The 22988-nt window shown below is 39.6% G+C and carries 19 protein-coding genes; 11 read left to right on the top strand and 8 right to left on the bottom strand.

Annotated elements, in window-relative coordinates:
* The first annotated feature begins 110 nt into the window (after positions 1-110).
* The 3 genes from MSBR3_RS11245 to MSBR3_RS11235 all read left to right on the top strand — a co-directional run bounded on the left by MSBR3_RS11245 (position 111) and on the right by MSBR3_RS11235 (position 4275).
* Positions 111-626 (top strand): deoxyuridine 5'-triphosphate nucleotidohydrolase, encoded by a 516-nt coding sequence (locus tag MSBR3_RS11245; protein ID WP_048108205.1) that lies wholly within the window; start codon positions 111-113, stop codon positions 624-626.
* A 358-nt stretch (positions 627-984) separates the two neighbouring features.
* Positions 985-1782, top strand: coding sequence for a 2-amino-3,7-dideoxy-D-threo-hept-6-ulosonate synthase (locus tag MSBR3_RS11240; RefSeq protein ID WP_048108204.1), 798 nt, complete (start codon positions 985-987; stop codon positions 1780-1782).
* Between the two features lie 1248 nt (positions 1783-3030).
* Positions 3031-4275 (top strand): IS110 family RNA-guided transposase, encoded by a 1245-nt coding sequence (locus MSBR3_RS11235; RefSeq protein WP_048108203.1) that lies wholly within the window; start codon positions 3031-3033, stop codon positions 4273-4275.
* 298 nt (positions 4276-4573) lie between these two features.
* On the opposite strand, the gene MSBR3_RS11230 is transcribed toward MSBR3_RS11235, so the two are convergent.
* On the bottom strand, positions 4574-5569 hold the full coding sequence (locus MSBR3_RS11230; RefSeq protein WP_048108202.1) for a radical SAM protein: 996 nt from the start codon (positions 5567-5569) through the stop codon (positions 4574-4576).
* A gap of 1497 nt (positions 5570-7066) precedes the next feature.
* Between MSBR3_RS11230 and MSBR3_RS11225 the strand changes: the two genes are divergently transcribed.
* The 4 genes from MSBR3_RS11225 to asd all read left to right on the top strand — a co-directional run bounded on the left by MSBR3_RS11225 (position 7067) and on the right by asd (position 10381).
* Complete coding sequence (locus MSBR3_RS11225; RefSeq protein ID WP_048108201.1) at positions 7067-8167, top strand: GTP-binding protein; 1101 nt, start codon at positions 7067-7069, stop codon at positions 8165-8167.
* 277 nt (positions 8168-8444) lie between these two features.
* A complete protein-coding gene (locus MSBR3_RS11220; protein WP_048108200.1) occupies positions 8445-8753 on the top strand; it encodes a hypothetical protein in 309 nt (102 codons plus the stop codon).
* 236 nt (positions 8754-8989) lie between these two features.
* Positions 8990-9172 (top strand): indolepyruvate ferredoxin oxidoreductase subunit alpha, encoded by a 183-nt coding sequence (locus tag MSBR3_RS11215; protein ID WP_048108198.1) that lies wholly within the window; start codon positions 8990-8992, stop codon positions 9170-9172.
* Positions 9173-9352: 180 nt separating this feature from the next.
* Positions 9353-10381, top strand: coding sequence for an aspartate-semialdehyde dehydrogenase (gene asd, locus MSBR3_RS11210; RefSeq protein WP_048108192.1), 1029 nt, complete (start codon positions 9353-9355; stop codon positions 10379-10381).
* 201 nt (positions 10382-10582) lie between these two features.
* Here asd and larC read toward each other — a convergent pair whose 3' ends face one another.
* The 4 genes from larC to MSBR3_RS11190 form a co-directional block, all read right to left on the bottom strand.
* Positions 10583-11773 carry a nickel pincer cofactor biosynthesis protein LarC gene (gene larC, locus MSBR3_RS11205; protein WP_048108190.1) on the bottom strand — a complete coding sequence of 397 codons (1191 nt, stop codon included), beginning with the start codon at positions 11771-11773 and terminating at the stop codon, positions 10583-10585.
* Positions 11774-11992: 219 nt separating this feature from the next.
* A complete protein-coding gene (gene larB / locus MSBR3_RS11200) occupies positions 11993-12799 on the bottom strand; it encodes a nickel pincer cofactor biosynthesis protein LarB (protein ID WP_048108188.1) in 807 nt (268 codons plus the stop codon).
* Between the two features lie 310 nt (positions 12800-13109).
* Positions 13110-14309 (bottom strand): aldo/keto reductase, encoded by a 1200-nt coding sequence (locus tag MSBR3_RS11195; protein ID WP_048108187.1) that lies wholly within the window; start codon positions 14307-14309, stop codon positions 13110-13112.
* 295 nt (positions 14310-14604) lie between these two features.
* Positions 14605-15183, bottom strand: a complete 579-nt coding sequence (locus MSBR3_RS11190) for a TetR/AcrR family transcriptional regulator (protein WP_048108185.1) — start codon at positions 15181-15183, stop codon at positions 14605-14607.
* A 184-nt stretch (positions 15184-15367) separates the two neighbouring features.
* Here MSBR3_RS11190 and pyrH point away from each other — a divergent pair, with 184 nt between their 5' ends.
* The 4 genes from pyrH to MSBR3_RS11170 all read left to right on the top strand — a co-directional run bounded on the left by pyrH (position 15368) and on the right by MSBR3_RS11170 (position 19621).
* Positions 15368-16069, top strand: a complete 702-nt coding sequence (gene pyrH / locus MSBR3_RS11185; protein ID WP_048108179.1) for a UMP kinase — start codon at positions 15368-15370, stop codon at positions 16067-16069.
* Between the two features lie 386 nt (positions 16070-16455).
* On the top strand, positions 16456-17643 hold the full coding sequence (locus tag MSBR3_RS11180) for a hypothetical protein (protein WP_048108177.1): 1188 nt from the start codon (positions 16456-16458) through the stop codon (positions 17641-17643).
* Positions 17644-17715: 72 nt separating this feature from the next.
* Entirely contained in the window at positions 17716-18831 is a 1116-nt protein-coding gene (locus MSBR3_RS11175; RefSeq protein WP_048108175.1) for an ABC transporter permease, read from the top strand.
* 94 nt (positions 18832-18925) lie between these two features.
* The gene (locus tag MSBR3_RS11170) at positions 18926-19621 is read left to right on the top strand and encodes an ABC transporter ATP-binding protein (RefSeq protein WP_048110396.1); all 696 of its coding nucleotides are present in this window, start codon (positions 18926-18928) and stop codon (positions 19619-19621) included.
* A gap of 76 nt (positions 19622-19697) precedes the next feature.
* Here MSBR3_RS11170 and MSBR3_RS11165 read toward each other — a convergent pair whose 3' ends face one another.
* The 3 genes from MSBR3_RS11165 to MSBR3_RS11155 all read right to left on the bottom strand — a co-directional run bounded on the left by MSBR3_RS11165 (position 19698) and on the right by MSBR3_RS11155 (position 22192).
* Positions 19698-20207, bottom strand: a complete 510-nt coding sequence (locus MSBR3_RS11165) for a GNAT family N-acetyltransferase (protein WP_230627410.1) — start codon at positions 20205-20207, stop codon at positions 19698-19700.
* Between the two features lie 191 nt (positions 20208-20398).
* Positions 20399-21322 (bottom strand): ribose 1,5-bisphosphate isomerase, encoded by a 924-nt coding sequence (locus MSBR3_RS11160; RefSeq protein WP_048108174.1) that lies wholly within the window; start codon positions 21320-21322, stop codon positions 20399-20401.
* 78 nt (positions 21323-21400) lie between these two features.
* Positions 21401-22192, bottom strand: a complete 792-nt coding sequence (locus MSBR3_RS11155; protein ID WP_048108172.1) for a helix-turn-helix transcriptional regulator — start codon at positions 22190-22192, stop codon at positions 21401-21403.
* Positions 22193-22988 lie beyond the last annotated feature (796 nt).

Genomic DNA, 22988 nt, shown 5'->3' with positions numbered 1-22988 from the left:
AAAATCAAAAAGGAAAGAATTATAAAATCAAAAAAGAAAGAATTTAGAAAAGATAAATTATAACATGAAATCCGAAACAGTAATAAAGAGTCTTTACAATTACAGTTCCGATGACTCTTCTATCCAGCACCGAACTGAAAAAACTTATACAGGCAAAGCCTCCCTTACTTGAAAATGCCATTGATATAGAAACCCAGACTCAACCTAACGGACTCGAACTTACCCTGAAAGAAGTGAAAACAATAGAGGGTTCTGGGGCTGTGGATTTTGATAACTCTGAAAGAAAGCTTCCGGATGGGAAAACCCTTGAATTCGGGAATGATGGTTGGATTCACCTGCCCGAAGGAATTTATAAGGTACTTTTCAATGAGATTGTGAATATTCCCATGAACCTTGCTGCGATTGCAAAACCGCGGTCAACCCTTATCCGCTGCGGAGCCACTCTTGAAACCGCAGTATGGGATGCAGGGTACAGTGGTCGCAGCGAGTCGATGCTGGTGGTTTACAACACTGCAGGTTTCAGGCTGAAAAAAGATGCCAGAATTATGCAGCTCTTATTCTATACTCTGGACGGTGAAGTAGAAAATGGGTATTCAGGGATTTATCAGAACGAAAATATAAAATAAGTTATCAAAAAGCGTATAAGTTTTTTCTAAACTTTTTCAACCTGCTTAACTTTTTCAACCTTTTTAATTTTTTAGTCTTTTTAACCTTTTAGTTTTTTTAGTCTTTATACTCGTTTTCAACATTTTTAATTTTTTTGATCGTTTTAACCATTTTAATCTTTTTAACCGTTTTTATCGTCTTTCTATCTACTTTATTTTATATAGTTTATCCTTGAATTTTCCCTTAATATCTATATTTTTTAGCCTCTAGTTCCCGAGAATCGAACTCGCGAAAAGTGAGCAAAAGAAATCCTGATATTTAGTTCCTTAGAGAATATACTGATAAAGTTTATATCCTGTAATTCTAAATATGCAACCTATGAACACTATAGGTAAATCCGTAAGGATGGAACGTATATTCAACCGAAATACAGGTAATGCAATTATTATTCCTATGGACCATGGTGTAGGTGCAGGTCCAATTAAAGGGCTTAAAAATCTTCAGGAAACTGTAAACAAGGTCGCAGAAGGTGGGGCAAATGCCGTACTCGGGCACATGGGGCTTGCGAAGTACGGACACCGTGGATACGGGCATGATGTGGGCCTTATAATACATCTTTCAGCTTCAACTTCTCTTTCTCCTGACCCGAACCATAAGGTTCTGGTAACAACCGTGGAAGAAGCTATAAAAGTCGGAGCCGATGCCGTATCAGTTCATGTAAATGTCGGAGCTGAAGACGAATATGAAATGCTGCAGGGGCTAGGTTATGTGGCAGGAAAGTGTGACGAATGGGGAATTCCCCTCCTTGCAATGATGTATCCGCGTGGGAAAAAAGTTCGTTCTGAATACGATGTGGATGTCGTAAAACATGCAGCTCGAATCGGAGCCGAACTTGGAGCCGATATAATCAAAACAAACTATACCGGAAATCCTGATACTTTTAAAGAAGTAGTTGAAGGTTGCCCTGTACCCGTGATCATCGCAGGTGGTCCAAAAATGGATTCTGAACAGGAACTGCTGGAAATGATCGAAGGATCTCTCGAAGCCGGAGGAAAGGGAGTTGCCATAGGAAGAAATGTTTTCCAGGCGCAGGACCCTACAGGCCTTGTCCGAAGAATTGCAAAAGTGGTTCATGAAGGCGTAAGCGCGGAAGAACTATCGAAGTTGGGTAAGTAAGCCTGAAGGTTAAAAAGCTTGATGTAAGAATTCAAAGCTAAAGTTTAATCTCAAGGAACAAGCGAAATTTAAGTCGAAATAGAAAGAAGAAGGTTAGGAGGTCCAGTTTCACTCTTATGAGTTTCACCCTTTCCAGTGGAAACAAACGGGTATAAATTTTTTATACAGATCTCCCTTCCAGAGTACTGTGCTAAACGTACCCATATAATTAGGTATGAATATGACTAAGATGTATGAATATGAATTAGATTTATGAATAAAACTTAATAAATGTGAATAGGACTTGGGAATTTTCGAAAAAGAAAAAGTTCGGGTTAAAAATCTTGAAATTTTATATTCCAGGTCCACTCTTATTACTCATAGTTTATTACTCATAGTTTATTACTCATAGTTTATTACTCATAGCCTGCTATTTCTATCATAGCTTGCTATTTCCCAAAATTCAGTCTCCTTTTTTGGAACTATCATCCTTAAAATTTCTAGTTTTATTCTTTTGTTCTTACAACTCTAAGTTATAATCTTGTAAATAGCTATCAAGAACATTATTTTAAGAACAAATTGACTCAAAGTCATTTCATGTGCTAATGCAGAACGAATGATAAAAGAAAAACACAGGAGGATAAACGAGAAAATGTCGAGTAAGAGAAAATATGCTTTACTTGGCATGAACTTTTTTCAGATACTTTTGCGTTTGCTTGAAAAAGCCTGAATTAAACTAGGGTGTATATATTTTAGAAAAAACCGACTGTTAATCCATAGATTCCAGTGGAAATAAGGGGGTACTAAAATTCTCAGTAGTGAAAATTAAAAGATAAGAGTTAATGCGAGTAAGAAAACAAATATTTGAGTATAGTAAGCAAATTATACATGAATTATATAAGAAAGAATTGGACATAAAGGGACTTTAAAACTTTTAAAACTAGCATCAAAAATAAAATAAATCAATTTTCACATAAATATTAAAACTTGGGAAACAAATTCAAAAAATATATAGAAATATAACAAAAAACACACATGATATTCTTCGAATAACATGCCCAGAGAATGAAAGTCTTATTTCCTTACCTTTTTTAGAATTTAACTCCATCATTACCTTGGACAGGAAGGTTGTTTTTACTTTGGTTCTCCGAAACCGTCAAAAAACTAACCCTTGAATTGCCATCGAAGGCCCAGATGTGACTTTGATCACGAATGCCAAATTGCCTTTGAGGCAATTCTACTGTCCTTGAAATGATGGAGTAATCTAAATTGGAAGGGGAAATAAACAAATCTTGTGGTTTAGATATTCACAAACATTTTTTTATTGCTACAATTCTGAGTAGATCCGGTGAAAAACAGCAACAACGTTTTGCCAGAGATGATGATGGGATTTTAAACCTTAAAAATTGGGTAACATCAGAAAAATGTGACGTTGTAGCCTGTGAATCAACAAGTGATTTTTGGGTTCCGATTTATGGGGCATTGACAGATCATTTGCCTGTTATAGTTGGAAATGCTCGGGATATGAAGGCATTTACACATAAAAAAACTGATAAAATAGACTCAGAAGTAATTGCACAACTTGCATTGAATAAAATGATTCAACCATCGAGAGTTTTTCCAAAAAGGCATAGAGAATTCAGGTCATATGTTAGGCTCAGGTTAACTCTGGTAAGAAAAAGAACAGATATTAAAAATGAATCTCATGCTATTCTTTCTTCCGAAATGTTACATCTGGGTGATGTGCTTACTGACATTTTTGGGAAAAATGGTAGAGCAATTCTAGCAGGAATATCTTCAGGTAAAAACGTTGACCAGATTATAGAATATCTTTCTCCAAATGTTCGGAAAAAAGCTGTTCAGATAAGAGATATTCTTGACAGAGAAATATCCCAGAGTGCTGCAATCAGGCTTCAGATATGCCTTAACCTTATAAAACATTTAGATGATGAGATTGAGACTCTAGAAAGGGAAATTTTCAATTATGCTTATCAAAAGCATAAAAGGGAAATGGAGATTTTAATGTCAGTTCCAGGTATTGGAGAACTTGGTGCAGCGACTCTAATTGCTGAAATAGGAAGTTTTAGTGATTTTCCAACGGGAGATAAGCTTGCTTCGTGGCTTGGAATAGTTCCTAATGTGTATCAATCTGCAGATAAATATCATAACGGAAGAATCACTAAGAGAGGATCAAAAGTAGCAAGGTGGATTCTAACTCAGATTGCTCAAGCAGCAGCAAGAAAGAAGAATAGCAGGTTAAAAGAATTTTTTAACAGGAAAAAGAAGTCAATTGGATATGCAAAGGCAATTATTGCCCTGGCAAGGAAAATTGCAACAATAATATGGCATCTTATCACAAAGGATGAGATGTACCAAGATGAAACAGGGTATGAAAAAGGAGAAGTTCAAAAGAGGAAGATTGTGGAAACCGAGATATTCTCGGTTGATGAAAGGATAACAATAATTAGTGGTATTATCGCAATTATGGGAAAAAAGGAACAAGAGAGTACGTGAAAAACAAATAATCACGTACTTTCATGCCAAAGAAAAAAGTAAACTAATTAATAGTTGTAAAAAAATTAATTTGTGAAATTCTCCAGTGGAAACAATGGGGTTCCTCTTAAAGAATAAAAGCAGGAATATGTGTGATTGAAATGAAAATCGATAGCGTTAAGCCTTTAGTTGCTTGATATGAAGGTTTACTGAAATGGTTTTTGTGTTTGATTTAACTGCTCAAATGCACAAGTCTCATTTAAGACTGGATCTTTGAGAATAAAATCAAATTTTCGAAAGAAAAATAAAAATGTGGAAATTAAAAATCAATAAAAGGAACAAGGTCACAACCTGTACATTTCAGGCACATGGTTTTTGCAAGCCCTGGATCGAGCCCGTGTTTTTTGAGTATTTCGGCTTCGAGCTTTGCAAGCTTTAAAAGGCGGTCAGAGGACGGACGTTCCATAAAGCAATCTTCTATTCTCAGAGGATGTGGGTTTATCGGTCTCAGAATAGGAATCACTCCTATTTGCGCAAGGGCCTCGACTCCATCTCTTACAGAATCGTCACTTTCCCCAAGCCCTATTATAAAATTACTGAAAACTCGATTTTTTCCGAAAACGTCCACAGCCTCCCTTAGTCTATCCAGAATATAATCAAGGGACAGATCTCCACAAACTTTTTTGAATATTTTCCTGTCCATAGTTTCAACATTGTATTTTACTTCAGAAGCTCCTGCTTCATAGAATTTTCTGGAACACCCTTCTGTAGGGTACACCGAAACTCCAATAGGAACATCGTACTTTTTGAGAGCAGGAAGCAGTTTGAGCACACGCTCAACCTCTCCTTCTATTGAGGTTTCAACGCCCGAGGTAAGGGAAATAGCTTTCAGGTTTCCTGCCTGCAAAACCTCCTCAACTATACTAAGAACCTCTTCCTCACTCTTAACATGCCCCTGCAACTTAGGCACAGGACAGTATTTGCAGTCAAACACGCATCTTTCACAAAGGGTTATAAAAGCCTGATCAGGGCAGTGTGCAGGGGCGCGCTCAAGTTTTCCCCTTACTAGCTCTTTTCCTTGGTAAAAAACTCCAACATTTCCTTCACCTTCAACTTTCAAAATTGAAAGTGGGGAGTCTTTGCTTATGCTGAGTCTCACCCGTTTTTCTCCAGACCTGAAAAAAACTGAACTCGTACCTGCCCCCGGACCCGCAGTTGAACCTCGAGCCCGTGGGATAAGTGAGGAATCTATGGAAACCGAACCAATTGAAATAAGGAAAGCTTTTATTTCCGGCGTGATTAGCTTGCTTTGCATGCAAATGCTCCTGCGAGTGATTATAACGTGACCACAAGGTACTTTAAAGTAATTATCAAGCGACTACTAAGTGACCGTAAAATTAATACAAGAGACTGATCACTAAGTGATTCCAGGATAAATCTAGTTCTGCAGCTTCTTTATTTTCTCTCATCTTGACTAAGGGATATATAAATTATTCTGTTGATATAAATTAAATTGTTTTTAGCTAACTCAATACTAGAAGAAATTTCCAGACCTTACCTTATCCCTTATTCTAGGGAAGCTCATCCTAATTTTTGCCTTAAATTTATCCCCCCAAATCTGAAAATTAAGGTTAGACAGATACTCCGTTTTTTCTTTCAAACTGATTTTTTCACATATATCCAAAAAAACATTCTTTTACATAGATTTATCAATCATACCTCAGTTTAGTTGATAAATAAGGTGTGGAAGCCCCACTTATACAGGTATATGATAATGTTATAACGGTCGTATAAACTTATTGGGATGGACTGAAATTATAATGATATGTTAACATCAAGATAATTGCATAACATTCTGTGCTAAAAATATTATATACTGTAAGTGCATAGTATGAATTGCGTTCTCATCCCTTTAACACCCCATTCATTAATATCTACTCCACAGGTAAGGGGATAAAACGGAAAGAGAATTAACCAAAGCTCGCAACCCGTGAGTCTAGTACCTCAGTATCTCTTCCCACATAAACAAAATCTCTTAAAACCGTTCAGAACTTCCAGGTTCTTTGATGAGAACGCAATCTATTTTTCTATTAAAATCATATTGCTAGTCTTTTTTCTAATAACTTAACATATCATATCGACTGCCCTTACTATGGAAACAACTTAGATCATCTTGTTTGAGTTTCCCCTTGTTTGAATTTCCCCTTGAATACTCTTCTTGATCCAGAGCGCATGTTGTCCAGGTGCAGCCGGGAGAAAAGCTGAGACTTTCTAAATTCATCTTCATCAGTAATTGAAAAACAGCTTTTCAATCTATAAATTGACCCTGTTGACCCGCAACCGTTGACCTGCAACCGCTGACCCGCAACTGTTGCGCCGGTTGATCACGCCGTTACTAGGGGAAGAATTTCATGCACTATTTTCGCTCAAGCCTTTTTAAAAAAGGCTTGTGATCACGCCGTTACTAGGGGAAGAATTTCATGCACTATTTTCGCTCAAGCGTTTTTAAAAGGCTTGTGATCACTCCGTTACCAGAGGAAGAATTTCATGCACTATTTTCGCTCAAGCCTTTTTAAAAAAGGCTTGTGATCACGCCTATAGGGTTAGGGGATAAGTTTTTCGAATTTAACGTTATCAGGGGTTTTCGCTCAAGCCTTTTTTGAAAAGGCTTGCGGTCAAGCAGTTTTTAAAAAAGGTTTGCATTTTACTCTGCTGATCCGAGTGGCACTGTCAATTTTATATATATCTTAAAATAGATTATACTTCTCGACCGTCTAAAAAACAATTTCATTATTGAAAAAAGGAGAGAAACATGAAAGTCATGATCATAGGAGGTTTTCTTGGAAGCGGGAAAACGACCACTATACTGAGAATCAGCAGGCAGCTAAGTAACGCAGGGAAAAAGATTGCAATTATTGTAAACGAAATAGGGGAAATTGGGCTTGATGGGGATATGCTTACAAGGCCTGGCATTGTAACTGAGGAGCTTACAAGTGGTTGCATCTGTTGTACACTTAGGATAAGCATGCAGTATACCCTTCAGACCCTTGAGGAAGAGTTTATGCCTGACATTGTTATTATCGAACCGACAGGAATCGCCTTCCCTGGTCAGATACGGGACGAAATCGAAACAATGGGACTCTCTGAGCTATCCTTTTCCCCGATAGTAACCCTTATAGACCCTGTACGGTTCGGGACCGAGGCAAAAGAGATCCCGAAGTTCGTAGAGACGCAGATAAAAGATGCTGAAATTCTCGGCATAAACAAGATTGATGTAACACCTGTAGAAACTGTCCTGGCTGCTGAGAAAATGCTCTATGATATAAACCCTGAAGCTCAGCTTCTGAAATTTTCTGCAAAGCATCAAGATGATCAATTCGAAAAGTTGCTTCTCCTTCTCGATATACCTGGATTTAAGAAGCCTTCCCTGGAAAAGAAAAATTCCATTGAGTTTTCGGAGGTTTCGGCTTACTCAGTTCTCTATACACTTGGATCACAGGACTTCAGTCCTGAAGAAAGTGCATGTTTCGTAGAAGAAAATCTTCAGACCATTCAGGACAGGATTCGGAAAGTTAACCCTGAGTTTGTAGGGCATGTAAAGCTTTCCATGAAACTTCCAGAGTCTGCAGTTAAGGGCAGTGTAACTTCTTCTAAAGAAGTGCCTCAAGTAGAACTTCTCCCTGACCTGGAAGATAAGAAAACAGAACTCAGACTGCTTTCTGCAGTTACAAAGGTCCCAAAATCTAAACTAATAGAGATAATTGAAAGTACTCTTGAAGGAAATCTCGAGAAATCAGGTTTTATCTTTAAAAAGGAAGTTCATGAACATGATACTGGTGCTCACTCTGAGAGTCATGGTGAACATGCACATGAGCAAATATGCAAGGTTAATATATACAGGAAAGACGATTGAAAATAGGTCAGGCTTAACTTAAAGCTAATCTAAATCTGAACTTAAAGCTAATCTAAATCTGAACTTAAAGCTAATCTAAATCTGAACTTAAAGCTAATCTAAATCTGAACTTAAGGCTGAACTCAAAGTTAATTTCAAGCTAAACTTACAACTAAACTTAAAGCTACGGTAGGAACCCACTACTTAATTTAGAGGGTTGTAATCACACTCATCCCTGTTGCAACTATTTAAAAAAGGGTTGATTTCAATAAATACAAAAAACTAAAGGAGTACTAATATGAGCGAGGAAATCGATGAACTTGATGTTTATTTCGAGAACAAAAGCGAGCCTACCGAAGGAGAAGCTGTCAAACTGGAACATATGATGATGGAAAAGATTTCCATAAATCCTGCAAGAAGAAAGCTCCTGAGGATTGTTGGAATCTTTGGAAAGACTGAAAAACAGCTAAAGGAAGAATCCGGATTAAATGACTTCTTCTTTAAGTTCCACATGGATTTCCTATTAAAAGAAGGCTTTCTGAAACTCGAAGAAGGAATGTATCGCCTGACTGATGCTGGAATTGCCATGCACGATTCAGTGTGTTAAATAAGCTTTTTTAATTTTCCCTTTATTTTGCAACTTTCAATGTGATTTTCTAATTGTTGGGTGGTTAACTCCATCCTGATTTTAGAAAGCTTCCTTTTGCTAAAAAGCGATAAGTTTTTATGTTTGTCTTGTCAATGGCGTTATGACCAAACTTTTCGATATCCTATGGAAGTTTCAAAACGCACTATTTAATTTCCAGGTATATATCGAGCAATCAAAAAGGAGTGTGAATAAATATGCCAGCAACAGTTAATGCAGATGAATGTTCCGGATGTGGAAGCTGTGTCGATGAATGCCCCAATGATGCAATCGCTCTTGATGAAGAGAAGGGAATCGCAGTAGTCGACAATGACGAGTGCGTAGAATGCGGTGCATGTGAGGAAGCATGCCCGAACCAGGCAATTAAAGTAGAAGAGTAAAACGATAACTAGTTGGAATAACCTACTTATTCCAACTTTCTTTTTCTTTTTTATCAATCAGTTTTATCAATCAGCTTTATCAATCAATTTTATCAATCAGCTTTATCAATCAGCTTTATCAATCAGTTTTATCAATCAGTTTTATCAATGACTCTTATCTTTCCGGAGGTAGCTTTTTAAATGGTAGCAATTAAAGCGGGTATTTTAGGCGCCACAGGCGCTGTTGGGCAGAGATTTGTAGAAGCACTTGCAAACCACCCCTGGTTTGAAATTACAGCCCTTGCAGCATCCGAGAGAAGCGCCGGCAAAACATATAAAGAAGCCGCAGGCTGGAGGTTAGATACAGCTATGCCGGAAAGCGTTAAAGATATTAAAGTTGTTCCGGTGGATCCAAAAACCGTAGATGCGGACGTAGTGTTCTCGGCACTTCCTGCAGACCTTGCCCTGACAGTGGAACCCGAATTTGCAAAAGCCGGATTTGCAGTGGCAAGCAATGCCTCATCTTACAGGATGGAAAAGGACATACCTCTTGTGATTCCTGAGGTAAATCCGGAACATCTAGGGCTTCTTGAAGTCCAGCAGGATGCAAGAGGATGGGATGGATATATTATTACAAATCCCAATTGCTCCACGATTGTCATGACCGTTACCTTAAAGCCCCTTATGCAGTTCGGGCTCGAAACCATACAGGTAGCCACAATGCAGGCGATCTCAGGGGCAGGCTTTTCCGGAGTTGCCGCAATGGCAATTTATGACAATATAATTCCGTACATAGGAAGCGAAGAACAGAAGATGGAAACTGAAACTTTAAAACTGCTCGGAGAGTTCAACGGCTCTGAAATCGTGCCTGCAGATATGAGAGTCAGTGCTTCCTGCCACAGGGTTCCCGTAACAGATGGGCATACCGAAGCCATATGGGCCGGAATGAGAGATAAACCGACGCCTGAAGAGGTAAGGAAAGCTTTCCTGAACTTTAACCCAGGGCTGAAAGAACTTCCTTCCGAACCTTCAAAGTCTTTAATTGTCAGAGAAGAAATCGACAGGCCTCAGCCGCGCCTTGACCGCAATATGGGGAAAGGCATGAGCGTTTCAGTAGGCCGTATAAGAGAAGGAATCCGCTACATTGCAATGGGACATAACACCATACGCGGAGCAGCCGGAGCAAGTGTATTGAACGCGGAACTCCTGCATTCAATGGGTAAACTTTAAGTCCTTGATGGCTTACAAGCAAAATAGAATGAAAAGTGAAAGCCTCAGATCTTAAGGCTTTTGCTTTCCAGCTTTATTTTCGGTTTCGTCATTCATTTTAAAAATATCATATTTTTTTACTTTTTAAGTTGTTTACTTTTTAATTTGTTTACTTTTTAAGTTATTTTTACTTTGTTACTTATTTCAGACATGTTGAGAATTTCAGGAAAAAGTCTTTCTTGCAGCTTCCTCTGCCTTTCTCATAACCTCTTTTACAGGGATGCCGCTTTTTTTTGCGATTTTTTTGCAATCCTCAAACTCGGCAGAAATATTAAGAAGTATTCCTTCAGAGTCCCTGGCAATCTTGACTGCAGATTCATATATCTGCCCTTCTATTTCAAACTGAACCAGTTCTATTCGTCTGGCAGCCATCAGTCTGTGTCTGGTAGGAATAACTCTAACTCCAAGGGATCCTGTTTCGATAATGATTTTCCGGGCGAGTTTTGCAGTATCTTCAGGCTTTGCAATGACCTTAATAACATGAGCAGGCCGGCCTTTTTTCATTGTTGCCGGGAGAATTGCAACATCCCTTGCTCCCATAGTGAGCAGTTCTTCGAACAGATTCCCCAGAACTTCTCCACTCACGTCATCGGCATTAGTTTCAAGTACCTCGATTATATCCGGAATCAGGCAGGAATCAAGTTCGCATAGCATTCCTTGAAGCACATTAGGTCCGGAAAGCTCGGAATCTCCAGCCCCGTAACCTATTGAAATTACCCTGCCCTGAGGAAAAGCTTCCAGAGGTCTTGCAAAATGGGACAGAATAGCAGCTCCTGTAGGAGTAAGAAGTTCCTTTTGCTCGATCCCTCCCCTAAAATAGAATTTTCCTTTTCTGAGAAGCTCAAGGGTTGCAGGTGCTGGCACAGGCAGAATTCCATGTGCGCATTTAATTGTTCCACTGCCTACGTTTATAGGAGTGCAGTAAATAGATTCACAGTTAAGGGAATGGATAGCTGCCGAAGAGCCGATTATATCAGCAAGCGCATCACTCTGACCAACCTCATGAAAATGAAGTTTCTCAAGGTCAGGTTGCCCATGAACTGAAGCTTCGGCCTCAGCCATCCTCGAAAAGATATCAAGAGCACTTGCTTCCACATTGGGGGGCAGTTTTGCAGCCTTTACCATGTCCAGGATTTCCGGATATTTGCGGACTGGCTCTTTTTCAGGCACATTAATTCGGACATCCAGGGCTTTTATTCCCTTTTTCACGACTTCTCTTATATCTACGGATACGTCGACAGAAGCTTCTATCAGCTCTTTAACCATTTTTCGGTCAGCCCCAAGATCGAGAGTACATCCAAGGATCATATCTCCTGCTGCCCCTGAAAAAGGGTTGAATACAAGTGCTTTCATAAAGTTCTTTCCTGAGTTTCGATTTCTTTACTTTATTCCCTTTTTTATTCCTTTTTATTCCGTTTCTTATTCTTTTTCATTCCGTTTCTTATTCCTTTTTATTCCCTTATCACTCTCTTGTCTGCTCTGTCTTATTCCGTTTCTTATTCCTTTTTATTCCCTTATTACTCTCTTGTCTGCTCTGTCTTATTCCGTTTCTTATTCCTTTTTATTCCCTTATCACTCTCTTGTCTGCTCTGTCTCGCCTTCTTTGCCATGTGTGTAGGCAGCTGCAATCATGTTTGCAATTCTGGCTGCATATGCTCCTGCAACAAAGCCTGCATCAATATTCACAACTGCAAGTGTAGAACAGGATTGGAGCATTGCCAGCAGGGCAGCTTCTCCTCTTCCACCTGCTCCGTAGCCTGTCGAAACCGGAAGCCCGATTACAGGTACATCAACTAATCCCGAAACTACTGTTGGAAGCGTTCCTTCCCTTCCGGCTGCAACGACAATTGCTCCTGGCATCCTGGCTTTTAGTTTATCCAGTGCCGGGATAAGCCTGTGAATTCCTGCAACTCCCACATCATAAACTGCAACTGTCTCACAACCCATTTCTGAAGCTACAACCCTTGCTTCTTCCGCAGCCGGAATATCTGCCGTACCTGCTGAAACGAATCCTACGACCCCACCGGTTCTGGGTGCAGGCGTCCCGTCATGGACAACAACTGTGCGGGCCCTGCTGTTCCATTCAAGTTTATCCTGACCAAAGGCCTGCTTTAAGGCTTCCAGATGCCCTGGTAGAACCCGTGTGATAAGGGCTCTTTTGCTCTCTAAAACCATGACTCTTGCAATTTCTACTACATCATCAGGATCTTTACAATCAGCAAGAATAGCTTCGATTACTCCTGTTCTGCTTTTCCTGTGGGAATCAAGCTTTGCTATATCCATATAGGAGACAAAACCCAGGCCTTGAGCCTGCTTCTCCGCAGTCTCAAGATCCATTTTTCCTTCCTTAACAGCCTTAAGTATGTCAATAAGATCCATGTATTAACCTTTGCTTAAAAGAATTAAATGATTTAGGAGTAAACAATTTAAATATCAAGTTTTTGGATAACAATTTATTCTTCTGGGAACTCTTTAGAGTTTCGAGCTATACTCACACAAACTTGATTCTCAGAGTTATCCGATTGTTGTTTTGCAATTGAGGTAATTATTTTAAAATTCTACGGCTGAATGAATATAATTCAAACATGAAGATAGCATCGAAAAATGGAAATATTGTTTAGTTTTCCTATAAAGTCGGCTTAAACAATATCCTCGTTTTTTGGCACTTAGAGTTGTTTTCGCTTCACTTTTAAGTTTGCTTCTTGAACAGTTGCTTTACCATGACAACTCTTTCTTCCAGGTCAGAGCCTTCAAGTTCTTCTATAACGGATTCGAGAACCGTTGGGATATCAAGGTGCTGGGGGCATTTCTCAAGGCACTCCCCACATTGTACGCACTGCGATGCAAATCCGGGATCTCCACCTAAAATACCACCCAGCCTTGCAGCATAAAAGAACTTTGTCTCGTCTGCGTTGCCGGACATGTACACGTTGTTGTACATTTCGAAACATAATGGAATATCCACTCCTGATGGACAGGGCATACAATATCTACATCCCGTACAGCCTACTTTCATAAGTTCACGGTACTTCTGCTCTACTTTCTTTATTAGCTGTAGTTCGGTTTCAGTCAGAGAGTTCGGGTAAGCTTCATCTGCCACCTTCAGGTTCTCTTCAATATGTGTTTCCTCATTCATCCCGGAAAGGACAACCGTGACTTCTGGATGGTTCCATACCCATCGAAGAGCCCATTCTGCAGCGGTTCTCTTTGCAGGGGCTCCATCCCATATCTCTTTCACAGCAGGAGGCACAGGGTTTGTGAGGTTTCCTCCACGCAGGGGCTCCATAATAATTACTCCAAGGCCTTTTGAAGCTGCATATTCCAAACCTCTGGTACCCGCCTGGTTCTTTTCGTCCAGGAAGTTGTACTGGATCTGACAAAAGTCCCAGTCATAGGCATCCACTATCCGATTGAAGTCCTCTCCCGAACCATGGAAAGAAAAACCTGCATTAATTATGCGGCCGTCAGCTTTGGCTTTGTCAAGGAAATCAGCTACACCCAGCTTTCTAACATTGTCCCACAGTTCACCAACTAGAGCATGGATAAGGTAATAGTCTATATGGTCTGTTTTAAGTTTCTCCAATTGAGCATTTAAGAACTTATCCATATCCTCCCGGCTCTCTATAAGCCAGGAAGGTAACTTTGTTGCGAGTTTAACCTTTTCTCTATACCCGTCAGTAAGAGCACGACCTAAAAAAGGTTCGCTCTGTTCCATGTGATAGGGCCATGCTGTATCAATATAGTTTACTCCGTGATCGATTGCATAGCGTACCTGCTTAGTGGCTCTTTCTTCATCTATACTACCGTCTTCTTTCATTGGAAGGCGCATGCATCCGAATCCAAGTATCGAAAGTTCATCTCCATTCTTCGGAACCTTTCTATACAGCATTTTTCTCTCTCCTAAATTTTGAGTTATTTTATTTGCTTCTGATTGACTTTTGGTTAACGCCTAATTTTACGACAAATAAGTCGTTAGACAAATAAGTCGTTAATTTTTGTATGTGATTGACTGGCCACTCACATGTGGAGTGAAATGCTGATTGCAAAATGAGATCATAATATGGGTAATCTCATCATATAATGGAATTCCGTTTTTGACTGATCAGTCAATCAATACTGTTAATATTATATAACTATTTGCTCAATATCTGATTGATTACTTACTCATAAGTAGGATGAAAAAATTATTTATCGGCCAGCCCCCTCCAAATAATTTCAAATCCCTCTTCTAAAGCCTTATTTTTATCCAGTGACGAGTCTGAATCAAGGATGAGATTCACTACCGTCCTGCTACCCTGATAAAACATTGCAATGGCAAGTTCCGCAGAATAATCTCTGATCTCTCCCTTTTTTATTCCTTCGTCCACTAGATTATGGAGGAAGACATACTCTTTCATCACTTCATCACGTGTAAATTTTGTGATATAGGGAGATGAGCAGAACTGCCCGACAAAAAGGAATTCTTCCTGATTTTCTACTCCCCATTTGACTAAATTTGACCATATTTTTTTTAATTTATCTTTGAAGGTACTCTGTGCCTTAATTTCTCTTCCCATATTGCGGCTTAACTCTCCCTTTACCTCAAAATACAGGCTGTTGATAAGATCTTCCTTTGTAGGAAAATAGTTAAAAAGCGTACCTGTGGCTACACCTGCTTCTTTTGAAATTTGGGCAGTGGATGTACCGTGGAAGCCTCTTTCTGTGAAGAGTTTCAGGGCTGCTTCCAGAATGGCTGCTCTTTTATCTTTTACTTGTTCTTTCATGTATTATCTCTACGATTGACTGATTAGTCAGTTATGTTGAATATTACGTATTATAAATACTTTATGGCAATTTATTCTTGATTCTTATTGGTATTGCAGTACAGAAAAGATTATTTGGTAACTTAATGAAAAAATGTTCAGCGATACATTTAAAAATCCGAATTGTTAATGTGTAGAGATCATCATGCTCATAGTACTCTCATTAGGCGGTTCAATTCTCGCAAAAAATCTTGATCCTGAACGTTTTTTAAAATACGCGGATGTTCTCCGTAAGCTCTCGAAAAAGCATACTCTGCTTGTGGTAGCCGGAGGAGGGGAAGCGGCAAGGAACTACATTGACACTGCAAGGGCAGTTGGCGCCGATGAAGTGACCTGCGACTACATAGGTATCGAAATTACTCGCCTGAATGCACGCCTTCTTGCTGCAGCCCTTGGGCCCGATTCTTGTCCGGAAATTCCTGCAAATTATCTTGAGGCCTCAAAGGCTATCCGTCCAGGAAAGGTAGTTGTTATGGGAGGAGTTACTCCTGGCCAGACAACGGATGCCGTTGCTGCAATTCTTGCGGAGTTCCTGCGTGCGGACCTGCTAGCAATTGCAACATCTATTGATGGAGTTTACTCCTCGGACCCTAACTGTGACCCTTCGGCAGTAAAATACGATAAAATCTCTCCTGAGAAACTTATAAACATAGTCATGGCAATAGAGATGAAAGCAGGCTCCAAATCTCCTGTTGACCCTGTAGCCGCAAAAATTATCGAGCGCTGTAAACTCGACGCTCTTGTCATGGATGCCCGAAACCCTGCCATGCTTGAAGAAGTTCTCGATGGAGAAGCAATTAAAAAGTCTCCCATATCCTGCGGAACCTGGGTTACGACAAAGATCTAAGGCTCAAATCAACTGAGATCAGGCTCGGACAGCTTTAATAACCAGGTAAAGCAAAGTCAGAAAAAAACTGGATTTAAAACCTTTATTTTTACAGAAAAATGAAAACTTAAACATACAGGTTCCAACATATATCCCAATAATAGAAAAAGACTGGAATGCCGGTTTAGAGTTTAGAACTCCTGAAGGGCTGGTTTAGAGTTTAGAACTCCTGAAGGGCTGGTTTAGAGTTTAGAACTCCTGAAGGGCTGGTTTAGAGTTTAGAACTCCTGAAGGGCTGGTTTAGAGTTTAGAACTCCTGAAGGGCTGGTTTAGAGTTTAGAACTCCTGAATAGCCGGGTTCCTTAAGTTTCTATCCTGAAATTTCTGAAAGGGAGGAGGAGCCGGGCTTGAGCTTGCCTGAAGAAATAAGTTCTTTTAGACATAGAGAGTTTATTTTCTGCTTTTTTTTCGTTCTTTTATTCCTGATCATCTTCTGTGTTGAGCTTAGTCCTGTTTTCGCAGCAGTAAATGGGACAGGCCCTGAGACGGAAAGACAGGAAGATGCCGTTATCACGGATTTTTTCTCAGACTGCGAACTCTCGGATGTTACAGTCAGGTTTGAGCAACCTCTTGAAAATGTCTCTCTCGTTTTTACTTTGAGTTCAGAGAAAAAACTGCTGAAATCCGAAACTCTTCTTCTAGGGCCTGTTAACGAAGGGCAGGAAATTACAAAAGTCCTGTTCTGGAAAATTGAGGACAATTTTGGAAAAGATAGGAACTCTTATAAAGCGCAGGTTCTTGTGAAAAACGGGAGTCAAAGCATTAGCTCGAGAGAACTTTCGTTTTCTTCCCGAAATCCCATCCTTTCAAAACTTAAACTTGTTGACTTTTCTGCAGATTCTGAGAAAGCTTCAGTTTTAATGAGTCTTACAAGCTCTGCTAATTTAAGAACTATACAGGCTCCTGAGCCCGGTATGATCGATCTTGACCTGAAACTTCTATCGGGCACGGAAATCTTGTATTCTGAAAAGCAGAAAAACATCCCTATTACAAGCACTTATTATAATGTAAGCTACTGGCCTTTACTGCTCGAGAAAGATAAAAACTACACTGCATTTTTGAAGGTCCATTCCCACTCTCCTGATATTACTGCAGCCTATATCTCGAATTTTAGAGCCAAAGAAAAGGTGGAAATTATTGATCGGGATATCGATGTGGATGAATACGGAGCAAGTGTTACTGTTGTCGGAAAATCCCAGGTACCTTTTGACGGGATTGTGAGGGTTGTGCTGATGCCTGAAGATGGGAAAGTTCAGGTTTTTGAGGAAACCGCAGATCTCCTGACTTCGGGAAAAGAAGACACGGTAGGTATAATCTGGCAGGGAGTCCCGAAGGGAGATTATAATGTAAAGATTTATGTGCTGAATTCCGAAGGAGAAACTCTGGATAGCCATGAAACGGTTCTCAGGGTCTTTGAACCGGTAGCAGAAGCAAGTCCGACCGAAGAATCCCCAGCATCTAGTTTTCTCACAGTTCTGGAGATCTTTCTCTGTGCCGGAATCTTATTTGTAAGTAAGGGAGAAAAAAGTTCTTGAACACCTTGAAATCTTGAAATCTTTCTTGACGTGACAGCTTAAAACCGTATAGAGTTCAAATACAGGATCATTATGTTTGACCTCATCATCCGAAATATAATGAACCGGAAGGTCAGAAGTGCACTGACAGTCTGTGGAATTGCACTTGGAATCTTTGCAGTTATAGTTATGGGTGCGATGTCAGAAAACTTCCACCAGACCTTTGAGCGCTCCATGAGTGTAACCAGCGATAAAATCCGTGTCTTTTCCGAAAGCGGAGTCTTTGGAGGGGGACTCACGGAAGATAAGGTAAGTGACGTCCTCCGAGTAGCAGGGGTGAAAGATGCGTATGGGCTCTTAATGACCACTTTTGATGAGGACAAAATGGGAATGACCGGGAAGCAGATCCTTGGCGTTCCCCCGGAAAAATCCAGCGTTGCTCTTTATCCCGTGGACCTGAAAGCAGGCCGTTTTCTCAATCCGGGTGATTCCTATGATGTTGTTGTCGGAAGCAACATACAGAGGGAATATAAACTTCAGATAGGAAGCAAGTTTGAGATCCATGACAAGTATTTTACCGTTGCAGGAATTCTGGACTACACAGGCTCTATTTTTGACAATGCGGTAATTATACCTCTCGAAACTGCGCAGGATCTATACGATGTGGGCAATTCGGTTTCCTATATCTTTGCAGTGCCTGATGAGCGAATAGATGCCGAAATGCTCTCCAAACGCATAGAGTTAAGCGTTAAAGGTACAAGCACCCTTTCTCCGGGGGAACTTGAGGTGCAGGCAAGGCAGTCCTTTATGATTTTCAGCGTAATCACCATCAGTTCAGGACTTCTTGCAGCAATCATAGGCGGGCTCTGCGTGATGAATACCATGCTCATGTCAGTTGCCGAAAGGACAAGAGAGTTCGGAATTTTAAAAGCAATTGGGGCCGAAACGAGGGATATTTTACTCCTCACGCTTGGAGAAGCTTCATTTATGGGCCTTTTCGGCGGAATCCTCGGAATTCTGGTAGGTTCCGTTGCCGTCTATATTATGAATGCGTGGCTTGCGAACACGAGGATAATGCTTTTCCTGATAACGCCCAGGCTTCTTGTAATTGCCATGCTCTTCGCCTTATTGATAGGGGCTCTTTCCGGGCTTTATCCTGCTTACAGGGCTTCGAAGATGAGCCCTATGGAGGCTTTAAAACATGCCTGAAATGAGAGTTGAAGAGGAGGTGTTTGAAACTCCTGGAAAGCTGGAAAAAGATGAATCTACTCTCAATTTGGAAAACAAAGGCCAGAAAATCATAATGCAGGTCGAAAACCTTTCCAAAACTTATTTTCAGGGCAAAATTCCTGTTCACGCCCTTCGCTGTGCCTGCATAACCGTAAGAAAAGGTGAACTTCTTGCGATAATGGGGCCCTCAGGTTCCGGGAAATCAACTCTTCTCGCCCTTATAGGTACACTTGAAAAAGCGACTGACGGAAAAATCATTCTTGACGGGACGGATCTCACATCTGTGCCTGAAAAACTGCTTCCTCGTGTGAGAAGAGAAAAAATCGGTTTTATCTTCCAGCACTATAATCTGATTCCGACCCTTTCTGCGCTTGAAAATGTGGAGCTTTCCATGCGTTTTTCCAGGGTGCCTAAAAAAGAAAGGGAAGAAAGGGCAAAGGCACTGCTAGAAGAACTTGGACTTGGAGACCGGCTTTCCCATAAGCCTTCGGAATTATCCGGAGGCGAACAGCAGAGAGTCTCTATTGCCAGGGCACTTGCGAATAAGCCTGCTGTTATCCTGGCTGACGAACCTACAGGTGAGGTGGACAGTAAAACCAGAGACTCGATTGTACGAGTTTTTAAAGAATTGAGTGAAAAAGGGCAGACAATTCTTGTTGTGACGCACGACCCCGAAGTCGCAAAGGAGTGTTCGAGAGTGGTTCGGATTAAGGATGGAACAACTAAAGAGGACTTCGATAAACCCAGCTTTTTGGCTAGTTGCTTATAATGAATATATAAGTAATATGTTGAAATCAGAGGTTTATCGAAGTCCTCTAAAGATCATTAAGCGTTCGAAACTTGCATTAAGCGTTCGAAACTTGTCCTAAAATTATTTTTCTTATATGGAAACCGTAATGATTATAAAAATCGATTACGTTTTCGTTTCCATCTCCTACGGCGATTATTTTTGATTTTACCTTATTTTTATCCAGCCACTCAAGGGCTCTTTCCATCAATTGGTTTCCAATCCCTTGTTTGCGATATTCTTTTTCCACATACAGTGAGTCTATTTCCCCTATCATTTCTTTGTTAATTGTGCTAATGCAGTATCCAATATATTGTCCTGTGTCTTTGTCTTTTACTAAGTTAACTTTCATACCAACTTTTGAATCACCTGTTAATTCGTTAATTCTATCTTGAAATCTTTTATTCGCATAATTATCTGCAAAATATCTCGATTTATTTTGATGATAATCTTTAAGTCTCTCCCACAGAGGTTGTATTAAATACAATATCTCTTGTGAACCTTCTATATACTCAACATTAATCATGTTTTTTCCTTCTTGTTGTTTAGTGTAGTACTCAACTTGCATGGATTTTGACTTGAATTTGTATTCATATATACAATTTTGATTTTATAATCAGATAAAACAAAAATAGAAGAAGGATTAGATTAAAAACTAAAAAAAGGATTAGATTAAAAAGTAAAGCCTGATAATCATTTTCTCTCCCATTTAATTATCATTTTCCTCCCATTTATTTATATAACTAACCTTCATACGTCCTAGATTTCACCAAGTTCCCATCCAAGATGTTCTTTTATAACGGTGTAAGCCATTGCAGGCGGGATGATTCCTATATCGGTTACAATCATATCTATATATTCGGCAGGAGTGAAGTCAAAAGCCGGATTTCTTACCTGCACGTGAGAAAGCTCTGAAATAACTGCCAGATCCACTATTTCATCTACAGCTCTTTCTTCGATTTCTATCGGATTTCCGACAATCGTGCTCGGGCTAAATTTGAAAGTTTCAGCTGCGACCATAAAGCTTTTTCTGGCCTCATGGGCGGCAAGTGCAAGCTGTGAGGTTCCGATTTTGTTTACCAGCGCACCGTTAGCTGCTATAGCATCAGCTCCAACAATAACCTTATCCACATCTTTCATGTAGTAGCGCACCGCAGAATCTACAATCAGGGTTGTGGGAATTCCAAAATTATTAAGGTGACGGATTGTCAATAAGCCCTGACACCTTGGGCGGCTTTCGGTAGAAATTATGGAGATATCCTTTCCGTTTTCAAAGGCTGTGGTGATGATAGAAAGAGCAGCATGGGAATTGCAATGGGTCATAATAACATCTCCGTCCTGGATTCTTCTTGACCCGATTTTTCCTATTTTTTCCAGAGCCTTGTCCGCTCTCTCGATAAAGAGGTTTGCGTTTTCAATGATCTCCTGCCTTGCTTCCTCCACGTTTGCTGAAGAATATTTTGATGAGAGTTTTACGGCATTTGGGAGGGAAACGGCTGTTGGGCGGGTACTTATGAGAAAATTCGAGACTTCCCTTATTCTGGCACTAAATTCTTCCATTGAAGCTACGTCCAGTCCTGCTGCATAGTCCCTTATAGCTTCAGCAGCAGCTTTTGCAATCCTGCCTGCTCCCCGAATTTCCATATTCCGTATTTTTTCTGCGGTTTCCTGAACTTTTTGCATAGTATATGGGATGGCGAGGGTTCAATTTATAATTATCTTCCGGCTGTTACAGGAGCTGTTCTTGACGGAGTTTAGATTTCAGTTCATTTCGGTTATTTTGTCCGAGATCTTTCTATAATAAGCAAAAAGATCTTCTCCCCACTTAATAGCCTGCGAGTCAAAGCACAGGACATCTTCTTTATGGTCGTAGGTGCCGTCCGAAAAAGGTAGGGTAAGGGAAAGGAATATATCAGTAACTGCATAGGCGAGTTCTATTTTCTTATCGTAAACGTAGAAACTGGCGTTCTTGAACTTAAGAAACTCATTCATTTCTGCTCTGTACTCTTTATTCAATCTTTCATAAATCGGACGGGTTACAAGAAGAGAAACATCAACTCCATTTTTTGCAAAGGAAAGGAAAAGAGATGGGTAAAGAGGATGAAATATCGAGGCAATACCACTTATTTTTTTTGATTTCATAAGGTTTTCCACAAATTCTCTATGAGGTTCAAAGAGATGTGTCCTGTCAGGAGGTTCGGAAAAGGTGCAGCTAGCCAGCTCTCCTATCCTTTCACGCAAAGGATCGGGTATGGATTCAACTGCGTGGGTTGCCCAATACTCATATTTGCTTCCGAATACATTTAATACATCTATCATTGGTTTCATTCTACTAGTTATTGCTATCCCAAGAGGAGCCAGACTGTAGGTATCACCTGTCTTTAAAATCAAGGAGTTTTCTCTCAGCTTTTTTAGTTGAGGGAGAATAGCCACCAGACCTACATTCAGTTTTTCTTTAATCTCTGAAATTGTTTTGGGCCCATCCTTCAAAAATAAAAGGAGTTCTTTCCTTTTTTCGGAAAGGAATATCAATTCGAGAAGTGGGCTGTTCATGTTTTTATTGTATATACAGATATTTGATAAATATCTTCCCCATTTTTCAAGTGTTCTTCATTTTTTAAACGTTCTCACTTTTCAACTGCGCATCTCCTGAAAACCTCAATTGTTAAAGGAACCTGACACTCAAAATCTGACACTCAAAGTCTAATATGAAAATAAATGTTTATTCGTCCCTAGTGCTTCAATTCCAAAATCAATTACAACGTCAATTCTAAAATTAATTACAACGTTAATTCTAAAATCAATTCCAAAATCAATTCCTTATTTCTTAGAATATTCGTGATATGCGAATTAATTCTAAAGTTAAGTTTTCCAAATATATTTGAGAATCGCAGTACTAGACTATTAGTTTTCTAAGAGAAATTAGTATTGTAATCTGGTCTAGTGAAAAGTCGCTATAAATTTTCAACATATAATTATTATTTATAATATATGCAATATGGAGAAAAAAATTGTATTGAATGTTAAGTTATAAAATATATATATCATGAATTAGTGCCTGTAACCAGACTTCGTATCTATTTTCACCTGAAAATACTATTCTATATACGTTATATATAATTATTTAATCAAATAAACAAATATGATCTATTTTTTACTTTTAAAGCAATTTAATCACTTTTATAATCTCCAACATGTTAAAAATATGTCTAATCTTTGAGCCAGCCATTAAGTCTCATGGTTATGATTTTGAGGCGGCTAAATAATTTAACGCGACGCAAATTTCAAAGTCGTATAGGTTATATACCTCTATAACATAAAGAGAAAGTCAACGATTAAGAGTTAAGGG

The organism is Methanosarcina barkeri 3, assembly GCF_000970305.1.
Classification (GTDB): domain Archaea; phylum Halobacteriota; class Methanosarcinia; order Methanosarcinales; family Methanosarcinaceae; genus Methanosarcina; species Methanosarcina barkeri_A.
Note: the sequence above shows the minus strand (reverse complement) of the source record. Positions and strands in the feature narration are given on the sequence as shown.

Bases quoted from the DNA above. Each gene is read 5' to 3' on its own strand.
- MSBR3_RS11245 (WP_048108205.1), top strand. From the start codon at position 111: ATGACTCTTCTATCCAGCACCGAACTGAAAAAACTTATACAGGCAAAG.
- MSBR3_RS11240 (WP_048108204.1), top strand. From the start codon at position 985: ATGAACACTATAGGTAAATCCGTAAGGATGGAACGTATATTCAACCGA.
- MSBR3_RS11230 (WP_048108202.1), bottom strand. From the start codon at position 5,569: ATGCAAAGCAAGCTAATCACGCCGGAAATAAAAGCTTTCCTTATTTCA.
- MSBR3_RS11225 (WP_048108201.1), top strand. From the start codon at position 7,067: ATGAAAGTCATGATCATAGGAGGTTTTCTTGGAAGCGGGAAAACGACC.
- MSBR3_RS11220 (WP_048108200.1), top strand. From the start codon at position 8,445: ATGAGCGAGGAAATCGATGAACTTGATGTTTATTTCGAGAACAAAAGC.
- MSBR3_RS11215 (WP_048108198.1), top strand. From the start codon at position 8,990: ATGCCAGCAACAGTTAATGCAGATGAATGTTCCGGATGTGGAAGCTGT.
- asd (WP_048108192.1), top strand. From the start codon at position 9,353: ATGGTAGCAATTAAAGCGGGTATTTTAGGCGCCACAGGCGCTGTTGGG.
- larC (WP_048108190.1), bottom strand. From the start codon at position 11,773: ATGAAAGCACTTGTATTCAACCCTTTTTCAGGGGCAGCAGGAGATATG.
- larB (WP_048108188.1), bottom strand. From the start codon at position 12,799: ATGGATCTTATTGACATACTTAAGGCTGTTAAGGAAGGAAAAATGGAT.
- MSBR3_RS11195 (WP_048108187.1), bottom strand. From the start codon at position 14,309: ATGCTGTATAGAAAGGTTCCGAAGAATGGAGATGAACTTTCGATACTT.
- MSBR3_RS11190 (WP_048108185.1), bottom strand. From the start codon at position 15,183: ATGAAAGAACAAGTAAAAGATAAAAGAGCAGCCATTCTGGAAGCAGCC.
- pyrH (WP_048108179.1), top strand. From the start codon at position 15,368: ATGCTCATAGTACTCTCATTAGGCGGTTCAATTCTCGCAAAAAATCTT.
- MSBR3_RS11175 (WP_048108175.1), top strand. From the start codon at position 17,716: ATGTTTGACCTCATCATCCGAAATATAATGAACCGGAAGGTCAGAAGT.
- MSBR3_RS11170 (WP_048110396.1), top strand. From the start codon at position 18,926: ATGCAGGTCGAAAACCTTTCCAAAACTTATTTTCAGGGCAAAATTCCT.
- MSBR3_RS11165 (WP_230627410.1), bottom strand. From the start codon at position 20,207: ATGCAAGTTGAGTACTACACTAAACAACAAGAAGGAAAAAACATGATT.
- MSBR3_RS11160 (WP_048108174.1), bottom strand. From the start codon at position 21,322: ATGCAAAAAGTTCAGGAAACCGCAGAAAAAATACGGAATATGGAAATT.
- MSBR3_RS11155 (WP_048108172.1), bottom strand. From the start codon at position 22,192: ATGAACAGCCCACTTCTCGAATTGATATTCCTTTCCGAAAAAAGGAAA.